At 41.9% G+C, this 15,037-nt stretch carries 19 protein-coding genes and 1 tRNA gene; 17 read left to right on the top strand and 3 right to left on the bottom strand.

What is annotated here, in order from left to right:
• Positions 1-108 precede the first annotated feature (108 nt).
• The 4 genes from PSH54_RS04830 to PSH54_RS04845 are packed head-to-tail and all read left to right on the top strand — an operon-like array spanning position 109 to position 4,377.
• Entirely contained in the window at positions 109-663 is a 555-nt protein-coding gene (locus PSH54_RS04830) for a UPF0149 family protein (protein ID WP_004589599.1), read from the top strand.
• A 25-nt stretch (positions 664-688) separates the two neighbouring features.
• A complete protein-coding gene (gene pepP, locus PSH54_RS04835) occupies positions 689-2,011 on the top strand; it encodes a Xaa-Pro aminopeptidase (RefSeq protein ID WP_273605603.1) in 1,323 nt (440 codons plus the stop codon).
• A gap of 15 nt (positions 2,012-2,026) precedes the next feature.
• Positions 2,027-3,214 (top strand): 2-octaprenyl-6-methoxyphenyl hydroxylase, encoded by a 1,188-nt coding sequence (gene ubiH / locus PSH54_RS04840; protein ID WP_273605604.1) that lies wholly within the window; start codon positions 2,027-2,029, stop codon positions 3,212-3,214.
• On the top strand, positions 3,211-4,377 hold the full coding sequence (locus PSH54_RS04845) for an FAD-dependent monooxygenase (protein WP_273605605.1): 1,167 nt from the start codon (positions 3,211-3,213) through the stop codon (positions 4,375-4,377). The genes ubiH and PSH54_RS04845 overlap by 4 nt, the downstream gene beginning before the upstream one ends.
• Before the next feature lie 295 nt (positions 4,378-4,672).
• Here the strand turns inward: PSH54_RS04845 and PSH54_RS04850 are convergent, their stop codons facing one another.
• Entirely contained in the window at positions 4,673-5,872 is a 1,200-nt protein-coding gene (locus PSH54_RS04850) for an alpha/beta hydrolase-fold protein (protein WP_273605606.1), read from the bottom strand.
• A gap of 365 nt (positions 5,873-6,237) precedes the next feature.
• On the opposite strand from PSH54_RS04850, the gene rpsF reads away from it, so the two are divergent.
• The 9 genes from rpsF to alr all read left to right on the top strand — a co-directional run bounded on the left by rpsF (position 6,238) and on the right by alr (position 12,416).
• Positions 6,238-6,579 (top strand): 30S ribosomal protein S6, encoded by a 342-nt coding sequence (rpsF, locus tag PSH54_RS04855; RefSeq protein WP_004588455.1) that lies wholly within the window; start codon positions 6,238-6,240, stop codon positions 6,577-6,579.
• Between the two features lie 43 nt (positions 6,580-6,622).
• Positions 6,623-6,940: a primosomal replication protein N gene (gene priB, locus PSH54_RS04860; protein ID WP_004588456.1), complete on the top strand. Its 318-nt coding sequence runs from the start codon at positions 6,623-6,625 to the stop codon at positions 6,938-6,940.
• Positions 6,941-6,952: 12 nt separating this feature from the next.
• Positions 6,953-7,180, top strand: coding sequence for a 30S ribosomal protein S18 (rpsR, locus tag PSH54_RS04865; RefSeq protein WP_002962753.1), 228 nt, complete (start codon positions 6,953-6,955; stop codon positions 7,178-7,180).
• Between the two features lie 35 nt (positions 7,181-7,215).
• On the top strand, positions 7,216-7,668 hold the full coding sequence (gene rplI, locus PSH54_RS04870; protein ID WP_004588457.1) for a 50S ribosomal protein L9: 453 nt from the start codon (positions 7,216-7,218) through the stop codon (positions 7,666-7,668).
• A gap of 210 nt (positions 7,669-7,878) precedes the next feature.
• On the top strand, positions 7,879-8,427 hold the full coding sequence (locus PSH54_RS04875) for an RNA polymerase sigma factor (protein WP_004588458.1): 549 nt from the start codon (positions 7,879-7,881) through the stop codon (positions 8,425-8,427).
• Positions 8,420-8,896 (top strand): hypothetical protein, encoded by a 477-nt coding sequence (locus PSH54_RS04880; RefSeq protein WP_004588459.1) that lies wholly within the window; start codon positions 8,420-8,422, stop codon positions 8,894-8,896. The genes PSH54_RS04875 and PSH54_RS04880 overlap by 8 nt, the downstream gene beginning before the upstream one ends.
• Before the next feature lie 9 nt (positions 8,897-8,905).
• Complete coding sequence (locus PSH54_RS04885) at positions 8,906-9,844, top strand: DUF4097 family beta strand repeat-containing protein (RefSeq protein WP_273605607.1); 939 nt, start codon at positions 8,906-8,908, stop codon at positions 9,842-9,844.
• 113 nt (positions 9,845-9,957) lie between these two features.
• A complete protein-coding gene (gene dnaB, locus PSH54_RS04890; RefSeq protein ID WP_004588461.1) occupies positions 9,958-11,337 on the top strand; it encodes a replicative DNA helicase in 1,380 nt (459 codons plus the stop codon).
• Positions 11,337-12,416, top strand: coding sequence for an alanine racemase (alr, locus tag PSH54_RS04895; protein ID WP_024031627.1), 1,080 nt, complete (start codon positions 11,337-11,339; stop codon positions 12,414-12,416). Before dnaB ends, alr begins: the two co-directional genes overlap by 1 nt.
• A 14-nt stretch (positions 12,417-12,430) precedes the next feature.
• Here alr and PSH54_RS04900 read toward each other — a convergent pair whose 3' ends face one another.
• On the bottom strand, positions 12,431-12,670 hold the full coding sequence (locus tag PSH54_RS04900) for a DUF2960 domain-containing protein (protein ID WP_004588463.1): 240 nt from the start codon (positions 12,668-12,670) through the stop codon (positions 12,431-12,433).
• Between the two features lie 98 nt (positions 12,671-12,768).
• Here PSH54_RS04900 and PSH54_RS04905 point away from each other — a divergent pair, with 98 nt between their 5' ends.
• The 3 genes from PSH54_RS04905 to PSH54_RS04915 are packed head-to-tail and all read left to right on the top strand — an operon-like array spanning position 12,769 to position 14,489.
• Positions 12,769-13,020 carry a hypothetical protein gene (locus PSH54_RS04905; protein WP_004588464.1) on the top strand — a complete coding sequence of 84 codons (252 nt, stop codon included), beginning with the start codon at positions 12,769-12,771 and terminating at the stop codon, positions 13,018-13,020.
• 41 nt (positions 13,021-13,061) lie between these two features.
• The gene (gene pnuC, locus PSH54_RS04910; RefSeq protein WP_004588465.1) at positions 13,062-13,679 is read left to right on the top strand and encodes a nicotinamide riboside transporter PnuC; all 618 of its coding nucleotides are present in this window, start codon (positions 13,062-13,064) and stop codon (positions 13,677-13,679) included.
• 3 nt (positions 13,680-13,682) lie between these two features.
• Positions 13,683-14,489: a phosphotransferase gene (locus tag PSH54_RS04915; RefSeq protein WP_273605608.1), complete on the top strand. Its 807-nt coding sequence runs from the start codon at positions 13,683-13,685 to the stop codon at positions 14,487-14,489.
• On the opposite strand, the gene PSH54_RS04920 is transcribed toward PSH54_RS04915, so the two are convergent.
• Positions 14,486-14,668 (bottom strand): hypothetical protein, encoded by a 183-nt coding sequence (locus tag PSH54_RS04920; protein WP_024031630.1) that lies wholly within the window; start codon positions 14,666-14,668, stop codon positions 14,486-14,488. The two genes, PSH54_RS04915 and PSH54_RS04920, sit on opposite strands and share 4 nt — an antisense overlap.
• 234 nt (positions 14,669-14,902) lie before the next feature.
• Here PSH54_RS04920 and PSH54_RS04925 point away from each other — a divergent pair.
• Positions 14,903-14,977 (top strand) — tRNA-Arg (locus PSH54_RS04925).
• Positions 14,978-15,037: the final 60 nt, after the last annotated feature.

Consider the following 15,037-nt stretch of genomic DNA (forward strand, 5'->3'; position numbering starts at 1 on the left):
TCGCTATTTACTTATCATGCTACTTTTTGAGCAGGATCATACAATTAATTGGAGTTGCTTTTTATCGAGTGGTAGCATTGCCTTAACTAGCAAAGCGAAGATATAAACATGAGCGACTTACCAGATTACCAAAAAGCCCAGCTGCTTTTAGAAAAAAACGAAATTTTTGTCTCACCGGCAGAAGCGCACGGCGTAATTAGTGGATTACTAGCCTGTGGTTTAAGTATTGATGACAAAGAATACTTAGGCCTATTAAGTGATGTATTTAATGATGGCCAAGCGTTTAGCAACGACCTAAAGCAGTTTTTTGGCACCATTTATAAGCAAGTGGTAGCAAGTTTTAACGATGAAGCTTTTGCGTTTGATTTATTTTTACCAAGCGATGATGAAACACTCATCGATCAAGCCAATGGTCTCGTATCATGGGTTGCAGGGTTTATGCTTGGATTTGGTTTAAAGCAAAAAGATTACGGTAAGTTATCGGCAGATGTAAAAGAAGTTATTAGCGATTTTAGCGAAATTACACGCCTAGATACCATGTTTGACGAAACCGAAGAAGACAGCCAAGCCCTGCATGAAGTGATTGAATATGTACGTGTATCGGCATTGCTTTGTTTTGCCGAGCTTGGCAAAGAAAAAGCACCTAAAAAAACACTACATTAATCTAAATAAAACGGGTTGTTAAAGCATGGTTGAAATACAAAAGTCAGAATTTAAAGCACGCCGTGAGCGTTTACTTGCGAAAATGGATGCAAACAGTGTGGCCATTATTCCTGCGGCCAGTGAAGTAACGCGTAGTCGCGATACTGAATATGCATTTAGACAAGACAGCGACTTTTTTTACTTAACCGGCTTTAACGAACCCGATGCCGTTTTAGTGCTGTGTAATAACAGTGATACGCCAAGTACGTTATTTTGTCTTGATAAAGATAAACTGGCCGAAATTTGGCACGGCCGCAGAATTGGCTTCGAAAAAGCTAAAAATGAGTACTTATTCGACGAAACTTACGCATTAAGTGAGCTAACTGAACAATTATTAGATTTGGTTAACGGTCAGCAGATTTTATTTTATGCACAAGGCGCTTACCCAAGTTTTGATACCAAAGTATTTACCTTGTTAAACACACTTCGCAGCGCGCCTAAAAAAGGCTATCAGGCACCGAGTACGATAAAAGATGTGCGTGGCCTTATTCACGAAATGCGTTTGTTTAAATCGCCAAGCGAAGTAAACATTATGCGTGAAGGCTGCGAAATAAGTGCCCGTGGGCATATGCGCGCAATGCGTTATTCGCACCCTGGTGCTACTGAGTTTCAGCTAGAGGCAGAGCTGCATCATCATTATGCAATGAACGGAGCCCCGCACCCAGCGTACGGCACCATTGTTGGTAGTGGCGATAACGCTAATATTTTGCACTACACGCAAAATAGCGATGTGCTAAAAGGTGGCGACCTAGTATTAATTGACTCAGGGTGTGAGTTACAAGGTTACGCTGCCGATATTACGCGTACCTTTCCTGTAAATGGTAAGTTTAGCGAACCTCAAGCCGCGCTTTATAACATTGTACTTAAAGCCCAAGAAGTGGCTTTTGAAGAAGTTAAACCCGGCGGGTTTATGTCGCATGCCAATAAACGTGCAATGGAAGTAATGACTCAAGGATTACTTGATTTAGGTATTTTAACCGGCGACTTTGATGAGCTAATGGCAAAAGGTGCCTGTAAAGAATATTACATGCACGGTCTTGGCCACTGGTTAGGCCTTGATGTTCACGATGTAGGCGATTACAAACAAAACAACGTTGAGCGCGCATTTGAGCCAGGCATGGTTTTAACCATAGAGCCTGGGCTTTATATTAGTGAAGATTCAAACGCACCGCAGCAATATAAAGGCATTGGTATTCGTATCGAAGATAATTTACTTATTACTGAGTCAGGGCATGAAAACCTCACCCTGAGTGTGCCTAAAACCATAAACGATATAGAAGCACTTATGCAAAGTGCAAAAAGCGCATAAGCTTGGAGAAATAAAGTGGCTAAGCAGTTTGATGTCGTTGTTATTGGGGGCGGGCTTGCAGGGGCAAGTTGTGCGCTAAGCATTGCTAAAACAAACCCTTCACTCACTATTGCGGTAGTAGAAGCAAACCAAGTAACGGGCGATTACCACCCAAGTTTTGACGACAGAAGTATTGCCCTTGCACAGCAATCGGTTGAGTATTTACAGCAGTTAAATTTATTTGAGCCAAGTGCGCCATACACAGCAGCAATAAAAAAAGTAAGCGTGTCGGATCGTGGTCACTTTGGTAAAGCACATATTAGTTGCGACGAGTTTGCTAAACCGTCATTAGGTTACGTGGTTGAGGTAAACCCGTTTGGACGCGCACTGTATCAGCGTTTAACGCAAGCGAGTATTGCACTTTATTGCCCCGATAGCGTAAGCGCTATTAAGCAAAGCCTAAACAGTAATGAGGTTACTTTACAAAGCGGCGAGCAACTTAATACTAAGCTACTGGTTATTGCCGATGGTGCGCAATCTCCAACCCGTAACTTACTTGGTTTAGGCTTTAATACTCAGCCCTATGAGCAAGGCGCTATTATAGCCAATGTTGAAGTAGCAGGCGGGCATAACAACCATGCGTATGAGCGCTTTACCGAGCACGGCCCGATGGCACTTTTACCAATGAGCAATAGCCGTTATTCGTTAGTGTGGTGCATGAAGCAACAGCACGTTGAGCAGCATACAGCCTTAAACGAAAATGATTTTTTAAACGCACTGCAAAGTGCATTTGGTTACCGGGCAGGGCAATTTACAAAAGTGGGCGCACGCGCAAGCTACCCGCTAGTATATGGCCAAGCTGAATCATTAACGGCGCATCGTACGGTAGTCATTGGTAACGCTGCTCATGCTATTCACCCCATTGCAGGGCAGGGCTTTAATTTAGGCCTGCGTGATGTACAAGTACTTAGTAATTTAATTGCAACAAGTAAAAACGAGTTAGGCAGTTATGCGTTTACCCGTGAGTATTCACTAAAGCGTAGCAGCGATATAAATACCGTAATGAGTTTAACCGATGCATTGGTTAGGCTTTTTTCAAACTCGTCACGGGTATTAGCGCTTGGGCGCAGCATTGGGCTTTTCTCAATGGATTTATTTCCCGCATTAAAAGCACCGTTGGCCAAGCAGCTAATGGGGCAAGTTAAACAAGGTACACGTTTATGAAGCAAGCACAGATTTGTATAGTGGGTGGTGGCTGCGTAGGCTTAACCCTCGCGTTAGGACTCGCTAAAGCCAATGTAAGTGTTGTGGTGCTAGACGCCGCGCCAAAGCAATTACCGCCAAGTGATGAATATGCCTTGCGCGTAAGTGCGCTGAGTATTGCAAGCCAAAACCTGTTTGAGCAATTAAACGTATGGCCACACATAATGGCAGAACGAGCGTGTGCATATACGCATATGGACGTACGCGATGCCGACAGCTTTGGTAAAATAGCCTTTAATAACGAGCAACTTGAGCTTGAACACTTAGGACATATAGTTGAAAACGATATTATTCGTTTTGCACTTATAAAAGAGCTAGAGCAACACCCTTCTGCCACGTTGATGTTTGATACTGAGTATCAACAAATACACCAAAGTGAGTCCGATGTATTTATAACCCTTAAAAGCGGTGAGCCTATTATTGCTAAGCTGCTGGTGGCGGCCGATGGCGCAAATTCGGCTATTCGTAAACAATTTAATATGGCGCTAAGCTTTAAAGATTACGACCATCATGCATTGGTTGCTACGGTTAAAACCAAAGAGCCACACGCAAACACCGCACGCCAAGTGTTTTTACCAACTGGGCCACTGGCTTTTTTACCCCTTAGCGATGACAACACCCATTCTATTGTGTGGTCTACCAGCCCTAATCATTGCGATGAATTGCTAGCAATGGACGACACTACTTTTAATAAAGCTGTAATGGCAGCCATAGATGGCCAATGCGGGCTGTGTGAAGTGCAAAGTAAACGCGCAGCATTTCCACTTAAAATGCGCTACGCCCAGCAATGGGTAAGCGGCAAAGTGGTATTAATGGGCGATGCAGCACACACCATTCACCCACTTGCAGGGCTTGGTATGAATCTAGGCCTAAAAGACGCCGCGTATTTAATTGAGCTACTGACAAGTAATAGTAAAGAGTTTGCGAGTACCCGCACACTTCGCGATTACGAGCGCACCCGCAAGCTCGACGCGCAAAAGCACATAGCCATGATGCAAGGGCTTAAAGAGTTATTTGAAGGTGCCAACCCGGTTAAAAAGCTGATACGTGGAGTCGGGCTGTCACTCGTTGATAACCTAGGTCCAATAAAACACCTATTCGCCAAAGAAGCGATTGGTAAATAAGTAGGTTGGGTTGAGCGAAGCGAAACCCAACAGATAAAGTAAAGTAGTTAGTTTTTAGCTTTCAGCTGTTAACTTCCAGAAAAGAAAAACCGATGTTTAATTTAAACATCGGTTTTTTATTTTTAAGTGGCTTTAAACAGATTAAAAGCTGCGCTTTTCACGCGAGCAAGCTCAGCGTCTACATGCAAAGTTTAACACTGAGCTTAATTTTACCTGTAGGCGTTTAGCTTGCTGACGCGACGAGCGTAGCGCGTAATTACTATCGTTAGTTAAAAAGCGCTTTGCGTTAAATCAGTTACAAATTGGCTTGGGCTTCATTCACCATATCTTGTAGTGCATCAATTAACAGTGGGTCGCGTGAGTTTTGTTTAGCAAGTTTTAGTGCGTGTTTCATGCTAGTAACAGCCTCCTTAAATTGTTTGTCAGCCGTGTAGCCTTGCGACAATCGCATATGGGAGTAGGCTGCATTAGGGTAATCACGAGTAAAGTGTTTAAGTGTAGTTATCGCTTTTTTAGTGTTATCAAACTTTTGCTGGCTGTGGGCAAACTCTACGTACACATCTTGTGGAATTTTAAGCTCAAATCCGTACTTATCACTCAGTGCTTGGTAGTAACCTGAAATAAGTGATACATCGGCAAACTTTCCGTGCTCGTCAGTCACGTTAAAAATTAGGTCACTAAATAAGTGAATTAGGCTATCGCTAAGGGCTGGCAGTATAGTGCCCATATGAGTAAAAGTAGGGTAATGCTTATATTCCCATTTTAGCTGTGTGGGCATTTGTTGTTCTAAATTTACTAACGTATTTAATGCGCCTGTATAAAAACGTGCGCCTTCACTCGCTACACTAATAAATAACTCTTGAGTACCTTTAGGGTTTTTAGTGTATTTAATAATATTATTTTTTAACTCTTCGTCACTCCACCAACTATTTGGGCTAATAGCTATGTAGTTGTTAAATAATTCCGGCTGATTAACTAAAGTGTAAAGCGCTAATGTACCAGCGTTAGAGTGACCAATTAAAGTGTTGTAGCCGTTAGTTGAGTAATTATTGTTTATGTATGGCATGAGTTCGTCAGACACAAACTTTAAAAAGTTGTCGGTTTGCCCAGCGTCAGGCCATTTATTTTTAACAAAGGTTTGAAACTCCGTTTTAGGCTCACCTACTACTTTGGGTAAGTAATCACGAACACGGTTAGTTGTATCAATAGCAACAAGCATGGCATTAGGTATTTGCTCGTAATCAACAAGGGATTTTATAACGCCAGAGGCCGTATGAAAGTGCTCAACACCATCAAGTAAATAAATAACATAAAGCGGCTGGTCGTCTTTTACAGTGTCAGGTATGAAGATGCTGATTGGCCTATCTTCGTTAAGTATTTTTGATTGTAGAATAACTTTTTTACCAACGGTTATGTCGGTTGTAGCGGTGTTTGAATAGCTAAAAAAAGAGGTGCTAAAAGTAAGTATCAAGGCAAGCGATAATAAGAGCTTCATAAATATCCTTATTTAATAATGTGTTGTTTAATAATTGCACGGCTTTAGGCTTGAGTAAACGTTTATATTTTAGGAGTACATACAGGGCTTTATTAATTAAAAGCTTTGATTTTTTGTGCGAGCAAGCTAAGTGACTTCCAAAAAAATGAAGGCACTTACTTTCAATTTACTTATTGATAAAGGGGTATCGAGTACCATCACCCAATAGCTTTAACACTTATCTATCAAAGCTTAAAAAACCTGCTTGCTTAATTATCCATCTAAGCGTAAAATGCGCGCTCATTTCGGCTTTTACACTATTAATTCCTTGCCTTAAACCGACCGGCCGAAACGGTAGAAGGCTCTATTAACCGTAAGGAATATCCATGCGTCATTACGAAATCGTATTCATGGTTCACCCTGATCAGAGTGAGCAAGTATCTGGTATGATCGAACGTTATACTGGTTCTATCACTGAAGCTGGTGGTACTATCCACCGTCTTGAAGACTGGGGCCGTCGTCAACTGGCTTACCCAATCAACAAGCTTCACAAAGCTCATTATGTTCTTATGAACGTTGAAGCACCTACTGAAGTAATCAGCGAGCTAGAAACTACTTTCCGCTACAACGATGCAGTGCTTCGTAACTTAGTTATGCGTACTAAAAATGCAGTAACTGAAGCGTCTCCTCTTGCAAGAGAAGAGAAGAAAGAAGCACCAGCTGCTTAATTGTTTTGAGTCCTAGCATGGCACGTAGTCAGCAGTTAGTGTAATGGTTAGCCCATATATGAATCAGCTGGTTATATCGGGGGTTGTTTGTAAAACACCCAAGTTTAGCCAAAGCCCTGCAGGCATACCGCATTGTATTTTTGTTGTAGAACATAAATCGATGCAAACCGAAGCAGATCTTAACCGTAATAGTTACGTTAGGCTTCAGGTTGTTGCCAGTGGTAAGCAAATGCAACAACAGACTCAACATTTGCACGTTGGGCAGGCATTGCAAGTGAGTGGTTTTTTAAATCGCCACGAAGGTCGTAACGGCCTTAGCCAATTGGTTTTGCATGCTCAGCATATAGAAAGAATTATTTGAGGAATTAATCTCATGGCACGTTATTTCAGACGTCGTAAGTTCTGCCGCTTTAAAGCGGAAGGCGTACAACAAATCGATTACAAAGATCTAGCTACTCTTAGAAACTATGTTACAGAAAGTGGCAAAATCGTACCTAGCCGTATTACAGGTACTAGCGCTAAATACCAGCGCCAGCTAGCAACTGCTATTAAGCGTGCTCGCTACTTAGCCCTTCTTCCATACACTGACTTACATAAGTAAGCAGCGGATTAACAGTTTTTAAAAGGTGTAGAAACATGCAAGTTATTCTACTAGATAAGATCGCTAACCTAGGTGGCCTAGGTGACCAGGTTGTTGTTAAATCTGGCTTCGCACGTAACTTCCTTTTCCCGCAAGGTAAGGCAGTTCCTGCAACTAAAGCAAACATTGAAACGTTTGATGCTCGTCGCGCAGACTTAGAAGCGAAAATCGCTGAACAGTTAACTGCAGCACAAGCACGCGCTGACAAACTAGAAGCATTAGCAGAAGTTACTTTAGTATCTAAAGCTGGTGACGAAGGTAAGCTATTCGGTTCAATCGGTACTCGTGACATTGCTGACGCTATCTCAGCTGTTGGTGTTGAAGTTGCTAAATCAGAAGTTCGTTTACCTCACGGTACTATCCGTGAAACTGGCGAATTCGACGTTGCAATCGCAGTACACTCAGACGTAACAGCTACTATTAAAGTAATCGTTATTGCTGAAGCTTAATTTTTAATTAAGCCCAAAAAGCCGTGCTTTTAGCGCGGCTTTTTTGTATCTAAAATTCCTCTTTAATACCCATCTAATATCTCTTTATAAAATTATTTAACTATTTTTATTATTAGTTTAAACCTTTCTTGTCTGTCTTTGCGTCTTAGTAATCAATACACTCATTAATACACGTTTTTAAATAAAAATAATTAAAAGGCGACATCACGGATGTTACACACAAAACCCGAGCACACGCCCCTATGCGACCTTGCTCTCATTGAGCGTGTTAAAGCGGGGGATCAAAATGCTTATAAGGCATTATATGAGCTGCATATAAAGCGTGTTTACGGTTTATGTTTGCGCTTATTGGCCGATGAAGCGCACGCTGAAGATGCCGCTCAAGAAGTGTTTGTGCAGGTGTGGCATAAAATAGCGCAGTTTGACGGGCGCTCACAATTTTCTACTTGGCTATATAGCGTAGCAAGCAACATTGCGATTAGTTATGTACGCAAGCATAAAAGCTGGTTAAACAAAGTTGTGAGCATAGAACAAAGCGGTATGGATGAGCAAAGCGCGCAAAGTTGTAAGGGATTAAACGGGTTAGATAAATTAATTGTTCGCCTACCAGAGCGCGCCCGCATGGTGTTTGTTTTATATGCCATTGAAGGCTACCGCCACGAAGAAATAGCCCAGCAATTGGGAATGGCAGTGGGGTCGAGTAAGTCGCAATATCATCGTGCAAGGCAGTTATTACAAGAGTGGTACGAGTATGAGTAAACAAAATTTTGATGACTACTTAAACGAGTCTTTAAACAATTTAAATAAAGACATAGCGCCCAATAAAGCACTTTGGCAGGGCATTGAACACGCCATAGTGACAGCTAAGCCACCTGCTGTTAAAGCGCCACTATGGCCTAAATTAAGCGCTATTGCTGCGTGCAGTGCAGCGGCGTTATTAGCAATAAATATATTTATGAGCAATAACGAGCCAAGCCAAGTGGTTGCTATGAGCGATTATTTTAAAGCGCAAAAGCAAAGTTTATTAGTGCAGTACAAAAACCAGGATGCACTTACCAATAACTGGCAAGCACAGTTACAAGAGCTTGAAGAAGCAGAGCAAGCAATTAAACAGGCACTTGAAAACGAGCCGCAAAATCAGGCATTACTGACCATGTTGGCGCAAGTTTACCAGCAACAACTCGACTTAATTAACAAGGTGCATGCACCGCGTTGGCAGCAAATATAGGGGAATAACATGAAAGCAATTTTACTTGGGCTAAGCCTATTACCACTGAGCGTTTTAGCGGGCGAAAAAATAGATAAGCAAATAGAGGTGCCAAGCGGCGGCACTATTTTTATTGAAAACCAACGTGGCGATGTAAACATAACTGGCTGGGATAAAAACGAATTTAAAGTCTCAGGCGAGCTTGATGATAAAGCACAAGGGTTTGATCTTAAAACGACAGGCGATAAAACCGAATTTATAGTAAAAATGCCACGCAATTTGGGATGGGGTAACAATGGAGATGGCTCTAACTTAACAGTATTTATGCCAAAAAGCAGTCGCTTAGAATTTGCTGGCGTAAATGTGTCAGTGACTGCAAAAACACTTAAAAAAGGCGCTGAGGTTGATGTTGTTAATGGTGAAATTACGGTAAATGACATTAGCGGCACTGTTAAATTAAGCACCGTAAATGGCGATGTAAACGCACAGAACTTAAGCGGCAATATTCAATTTGAAACCGTAAACGGTGAAATTAACGATAGGCAATCAAGTGGCGAGCTGCGTTTTAGTGCTGTAAATGGCGATATTAAATCAAGCACAACCGCAAACGACGTACGATTAGAAAACGTAAATGGCGATATCGATTTTACATTATCGAGCATAAAAAGCTTACGTATTAATACTGTAAACGGCGAAGCTGAAATACACATCAGTGAGTTGCTAAAAGGGGCTGATGTTCGCTATGAGTCGGTAAGTGGTGATGCTGATTTTTACTTCCCGCAAAGCGTGTCGGCTCAGTTTGAGATTAAAGCGCACGCCAACGGTAAAATTATTAATAAAGTAACCCGCGATAAAGTGACTAAAGCTAAATATGGCCCTTCTAGTGATTTAGAGTTTAGTGTCAATGGTGGCAGCGCAAGTGTTGAAATGGATACTATAAGCGGGCGAATTGAGCTGCGAACTAAATAACGCTAATTAGCGTTAATGATTACAAAAAGCAGGAAAAGATTTCCTGCTTTGCTATTTGCACAGCCCCGCCAAGTCGATAGAATAGAGCCATTCAATTTTAGTACTGTGAAGTTATGGCCAAACCAGATAAGCAAGTCGATACCCTTAAAGTTCCTCCCCATTCAATAGAAGCTGAACAATCTGTTTTAGGTGGCTTAATGCTTGATAACCAAGCTTTTGACCGCGTAGCAGAGCTGGTTGTTGCGCAGGACTTTTATACCCGCACCCATAAGCTTATTTTTGAAGCCATGACCGCGCTTGCTGAAGTGGGCGATCCGATAGATTTAATCACAATTTCAGAAAGTCTTGAAAAAAATAACCAACTAGCAGGCATTGGTGGTTTTGCGTATTTGGCCGAAATAGCTAAAAACACCCCAAGTGCTGCGAATATCGATGCATACGCCAATATTGTGCGTGAGCGCGCGGTAGTACGCGAAATGATTGGCGTAGCTAATGAAATAGCCGAAGCTGGTTTTAACCCAGAAGGGCGCACCAGCCACGACTTATTAGACTTTGCCGAGAGTAAAGTATTTAAAATTGCTGAGCAACGTACAAAAAGTACCGAAGGCCCGCAAAGCATTCATAACATTCTTGAAAAAACCGTCGATAAAATAGAAGAGCTTTATCAATCACCACAAGATGGTGTTACCGGTGTAAGCACTGGGTATGCTGATTTAGATAAAATGACAGCAGGTATGCAGCCTTCTGATTTAATTATTGTTGCAGCACGTCCTTCAATGGGTAAAACCACCTTTGCGATGAACCTTGCTGAGCACGCCGCAATGACGCAAGACAAGCCTGTGCTTATTTACTCATTAGAGATGCCCTCTGAACAAATTATGATGAGGATGTTGGCATCACTTGGTCGTATTAACCAAACTAAGGTACGTACTGGCCAGCTAGATGATGACGATTGGGCACGCCTTTCATCAACCATGGGTTTGTTGATGGAAAAAGGCAAAATGTATGTTGATGATGCATCGGGGCTTACACCTACCGATGTACGCTCACGTGCAAGACGTATAGCGCGCGACCACGGTGGTATTAGTATGATCATGGTCGATTACCTTCAGTTAATGCGCGTACCTAGTTTATCAGATAATCGTACTTTAGAGATTGCCGAAATATCGCGTTCATTAAAAGCGCTCGCTAAAGAGTTACAGTGCCCGGTTATTGCGCTTTCGCAGCTAAACCGTACGCTAGAGCAACGTGCCGATAAACGCCCAATTAACTCAGATTTACGTGAGTCGGGTTCGATAGAGCAAGATGCCGATTTAATCATGTTTATATACCGTGATGAGGTATACAACGAAGACAGTACAGAAAAAGGCATCGCCGAAATTATCATAGGTAAACAACGTAACGGCCCAATTGGTAAAGTGCGCTTAACCTTCCAAGGGCAATTTTCTCGCTTTGATAATTACGCGGGGCCAGCAGTTGATGATGAATACTAATGCGCCTAGCCACAGCCGAAATTAACCTAACCGCCCTTGCGCATAACTTATCGCAGGTAAAACGTTTTGCGCCAAATAGCAAAATAATGGCGGTATTAAAAGCCAATGCGTATGGGCATGGTTTAGTAAAAATTGCCCAGCACTTAAATAGTGCTGATGCTTTTGCTGTTGCCCGAATTGATGAAGCCCTCGCACTGCGCGCCGGCGGTTTAACAAAGCCAATAGTGCTGCTTGAAGGTTTTTTTAATAAAGCCGACTTACCTATTTTATTGGCTAATAATTTTCAAACTATTGTGCACGACGAAAACCAGCTTGCAGCAATAGAAAATGCCACCTTAGATGCGCCAATTACTTGCTGGCTAAAAATAAACACCGGCATGCACCGATTAGGCATAGCGCCGGAGCAGTTTGACGCGTTTTATAGTCGCTTGCAGCGCACACCCAATGCTAAAAGCACCATTAATTTGATGACCCATTTTTCGTGTGCCGATGATACGCACAATACTAAAACGGCGCAGCAAATTAGCTTATTTGATACGCTTGTAAAGGGCATAGATCAAGCACATTGTTTATCAAACTCGGCCGGTATTATAGCTTGGCCAGCAGGACACGGTGATTGGATACGCCCAGGACTTATGCTTTATGGGGTGTCGCCAATGGCAAACTGCACAGGGCAAGAACACAATTTAAAGCCGGTCATGCGTTTAACCACAAAGGTGATTGCAGTGCGTGATGTTGCCGCCCATGAGCGAGTAGGGTACGGAGGCCGTTGGCAAAGTGATAAACCAACCCAATTAGCCGTAGTGGCTATGGGTTATGGCGATGGCTATCCGCGTCATGCCAAAGAAGGCACACCGGTTATGATTGCAGGGCAGCGTTACGGTATTGTAGGCAGTGTGTCTATGGATATGATAAGCATTGATATAGGCGAAAACGAGCACAATGTTAAAGTAGGCGACAGCGTTACAATGTGGGGGCCGGAGCTTCCGGTTGAAGAAATAGCCCACTGCGCCGATACTATCCCTTACGAATTACTGTGTAATATTACACCGCGCGTAAGTTACGAGTACCAGCGATAGTTAATAAGTGATATTTATTCTTTAATAAAGTAAATATCACTAAAGCCCATACGGGCAAATTCTTGGTCACGAAAGTTACGTACAGCCGAAGAGCCTTTTGAGGTCATTTCTATTTGGCGTACCATGTTTAAGTAGTTGGTTAAATCAATACCTTCGGCAGCGGCAATAGCTTGATACATGTCGTGGTATTTGTCTTTTGCGAAGTTAATTTCGCGCGGTTGGTTTTTAAATGTATAGGTTATTCTGCGTGCCATAATAAGCTCAGCTAATTGAGTGTGAGTGTAATTTTACACTGTATTGAACTGGCATTGAACGATTTGTTGAAATCAAATAATTAAAAGTAGAGTTTAAAATGAAATTATCAGTAGAGATCAGTAAATACCCACTTCATCAAGATTACATCCCGTTTATTAAGGGCTTTATTGACCGTTTGAACGAATACGACAACTTAAAAGTGATCACCAATACGCTTTCTACACAAATTTTTGGCGATTACGATTTAGTAATGCAAGTGCTAAACACCGAAATTAAACGCTCGTACGAAGAGTTTGGTAAGGCTATTTTTGTTTGTAAGTTTTTATCTGGCGATTTATCTCCAGAGTAATCGCCTTTATTTAACGTGTATTAAAAACGGTAACCGCACACATGGATTTTTTAACACAAACCTTAAGTGGTTTTACAGCAATGTCGCATTGGGAATATATTGCGGTAGGGTTGTCTATTGCTTATTTATTACTGGCAATAAAAGAAAGCCTATGGTGTTGGCCTGCCGCTTTTTTTAGCACGCTTATTTATACCATAATGTACTGGAATGGCGCGCTGCTTATGGAGTCGCTACTCAATTTTTATTACATGTACATGGCTGTATTTGGCTGGATGGTATGGCGCAAAGGCAAAGCAGATAATATTAGTATTACCTCATGGTCTACACAACGCCACGCCATTCTTATAGGCGCTACGAGCTTAGCGGCCATTATTATTGGCTATGTAATGCAAAACTACACCCACGCCGATTTTGCCTACCTAGATAGCTTTACAACCTGTTTTGCGGTGGTAACCACGTATTTGGTTGCTAAAAAAGTACTCGAAAACTGGCTGTATTGGATTGTTATTGATGCGGCCTCTATGTATTTGTATTACGAAAAAGGCTATTACCCAACGCTCGCGCTATTTATTTTTTACACTATTATGGCCGCGTGGGGATTTAAAACCTGGTACGAAGAGTACGAGCAAAGCCAAGCTAAGCCATTAGCGCAATTATAACGCATGCACCGTAATCCAAATATTGCCGCGCTATGTAGTGAGTTTGTGGCACCTGAGCACGTGCTACAAACCACTAAATTAGTGAATGGTTTAAGTAACGACAATTACCTAATAAAAACTGCACAGCAAAACTACTTATTAAAATGCTACAAATCGCATTGGCCTAAAATAGGGCTACAAGCCCAAACTGCACTTAGCCAGCATAACGTTTGCCCTAAACCCATTTGGCTTGATAAGGCTAACAGGCGAGCTGCATTTCGCTATATTTGTGGCGATATTGCTACTAATAATTACAGTATTGACCTAGTTGAGAAGTTGGCACGCGTTCATAGTTACCCTCTAGCTACACAGCCAATGGATATTGCAAAAGAGCTTGCGTATTACGCTAATAGCAACATATATCAACAGCAAAGCCGCTTAATTGAAGATACGCTAAGCGCCATTAATGACATGCCCTACAACAGTGGCTTTTGTCATAACGATTTAGTTAAAGATAACCTAATAGTAAATTCAAGAGGCATGTATTTAATTGACTTTGAATATGCGCAAACAAACGACGTGTATTTTGATTTAGCGGCACTTGCGGTTAGCTTAGAGTTAAATGCGCACGCAGAGCACACTTTGCTTGAGCAATATAGCGCCCAGCAAGCAATGCCCAGTGAGTTTTATTGCGCTTATGACAAGCTACGTTACTTTAAAGTGGTGTTTTTGGTGTTGTGTATAGGGTGGTATGAGCAGCGCGACATAAATAATAAGGCAAGCACATTACGCGCGCAGCTAAATAAGTTATCAAGCGAAATAAAAGGTTAAAGCCCGCCAAAACGCGCGGCAAGCTCTTTGTACTTTGCTACTTCGTCAGCATCAAATTGGGGTTCACCGTTTTCATCTTCAGACTTGGCAATAAGCAAGCTCTCACGAGCAAGGCGTTTTACCCGCTCGGCTTTTACACCTAAAAACTCAGCCACTTGCTCAGTCGACATTAAACTCATAATTACATCCTCTATATAATCCGTAAGCATTCAGAACATGTTGCCAAACGGTTACTATTTTTTTATCGAATACCAATAAATAGCTTGTTTTTGGCAAGTTGTGAAGTGTTTTATCAAAAACAGTTTGATTTATAGGCATATAGCTCAATGATGCTGGTATTTATTTAAAGATCTCTTTATTATTGCCAGTGCTAAAGCATTGATATCGCGAGTTAGTGTTTTGGCAACAAATGTGCTCTTGTGGTGAAATGGATATCACGTGGCCCTCCGGAGGCTAAGTTCTAGGTTCGATTCCTAGCAAGAGCGCCATTTGCTTTTTATTGTTTTCCTTGTTTACGTCTACCTTCATTTTAGTAGTCCTTTATAGTT

It is taken from the genome of Pseudoalteromonas sp. Angola-30, from assembly GCF_028599215.1.
GTDB classification, from domain to species: domain Bacteria; phylum Pseudomonadota; class Gammaproteobacteria; order Enterobacterales; family Alteromonadaceae; genus Pseudoalteromonas; species Pseudoalteromonas atlantica.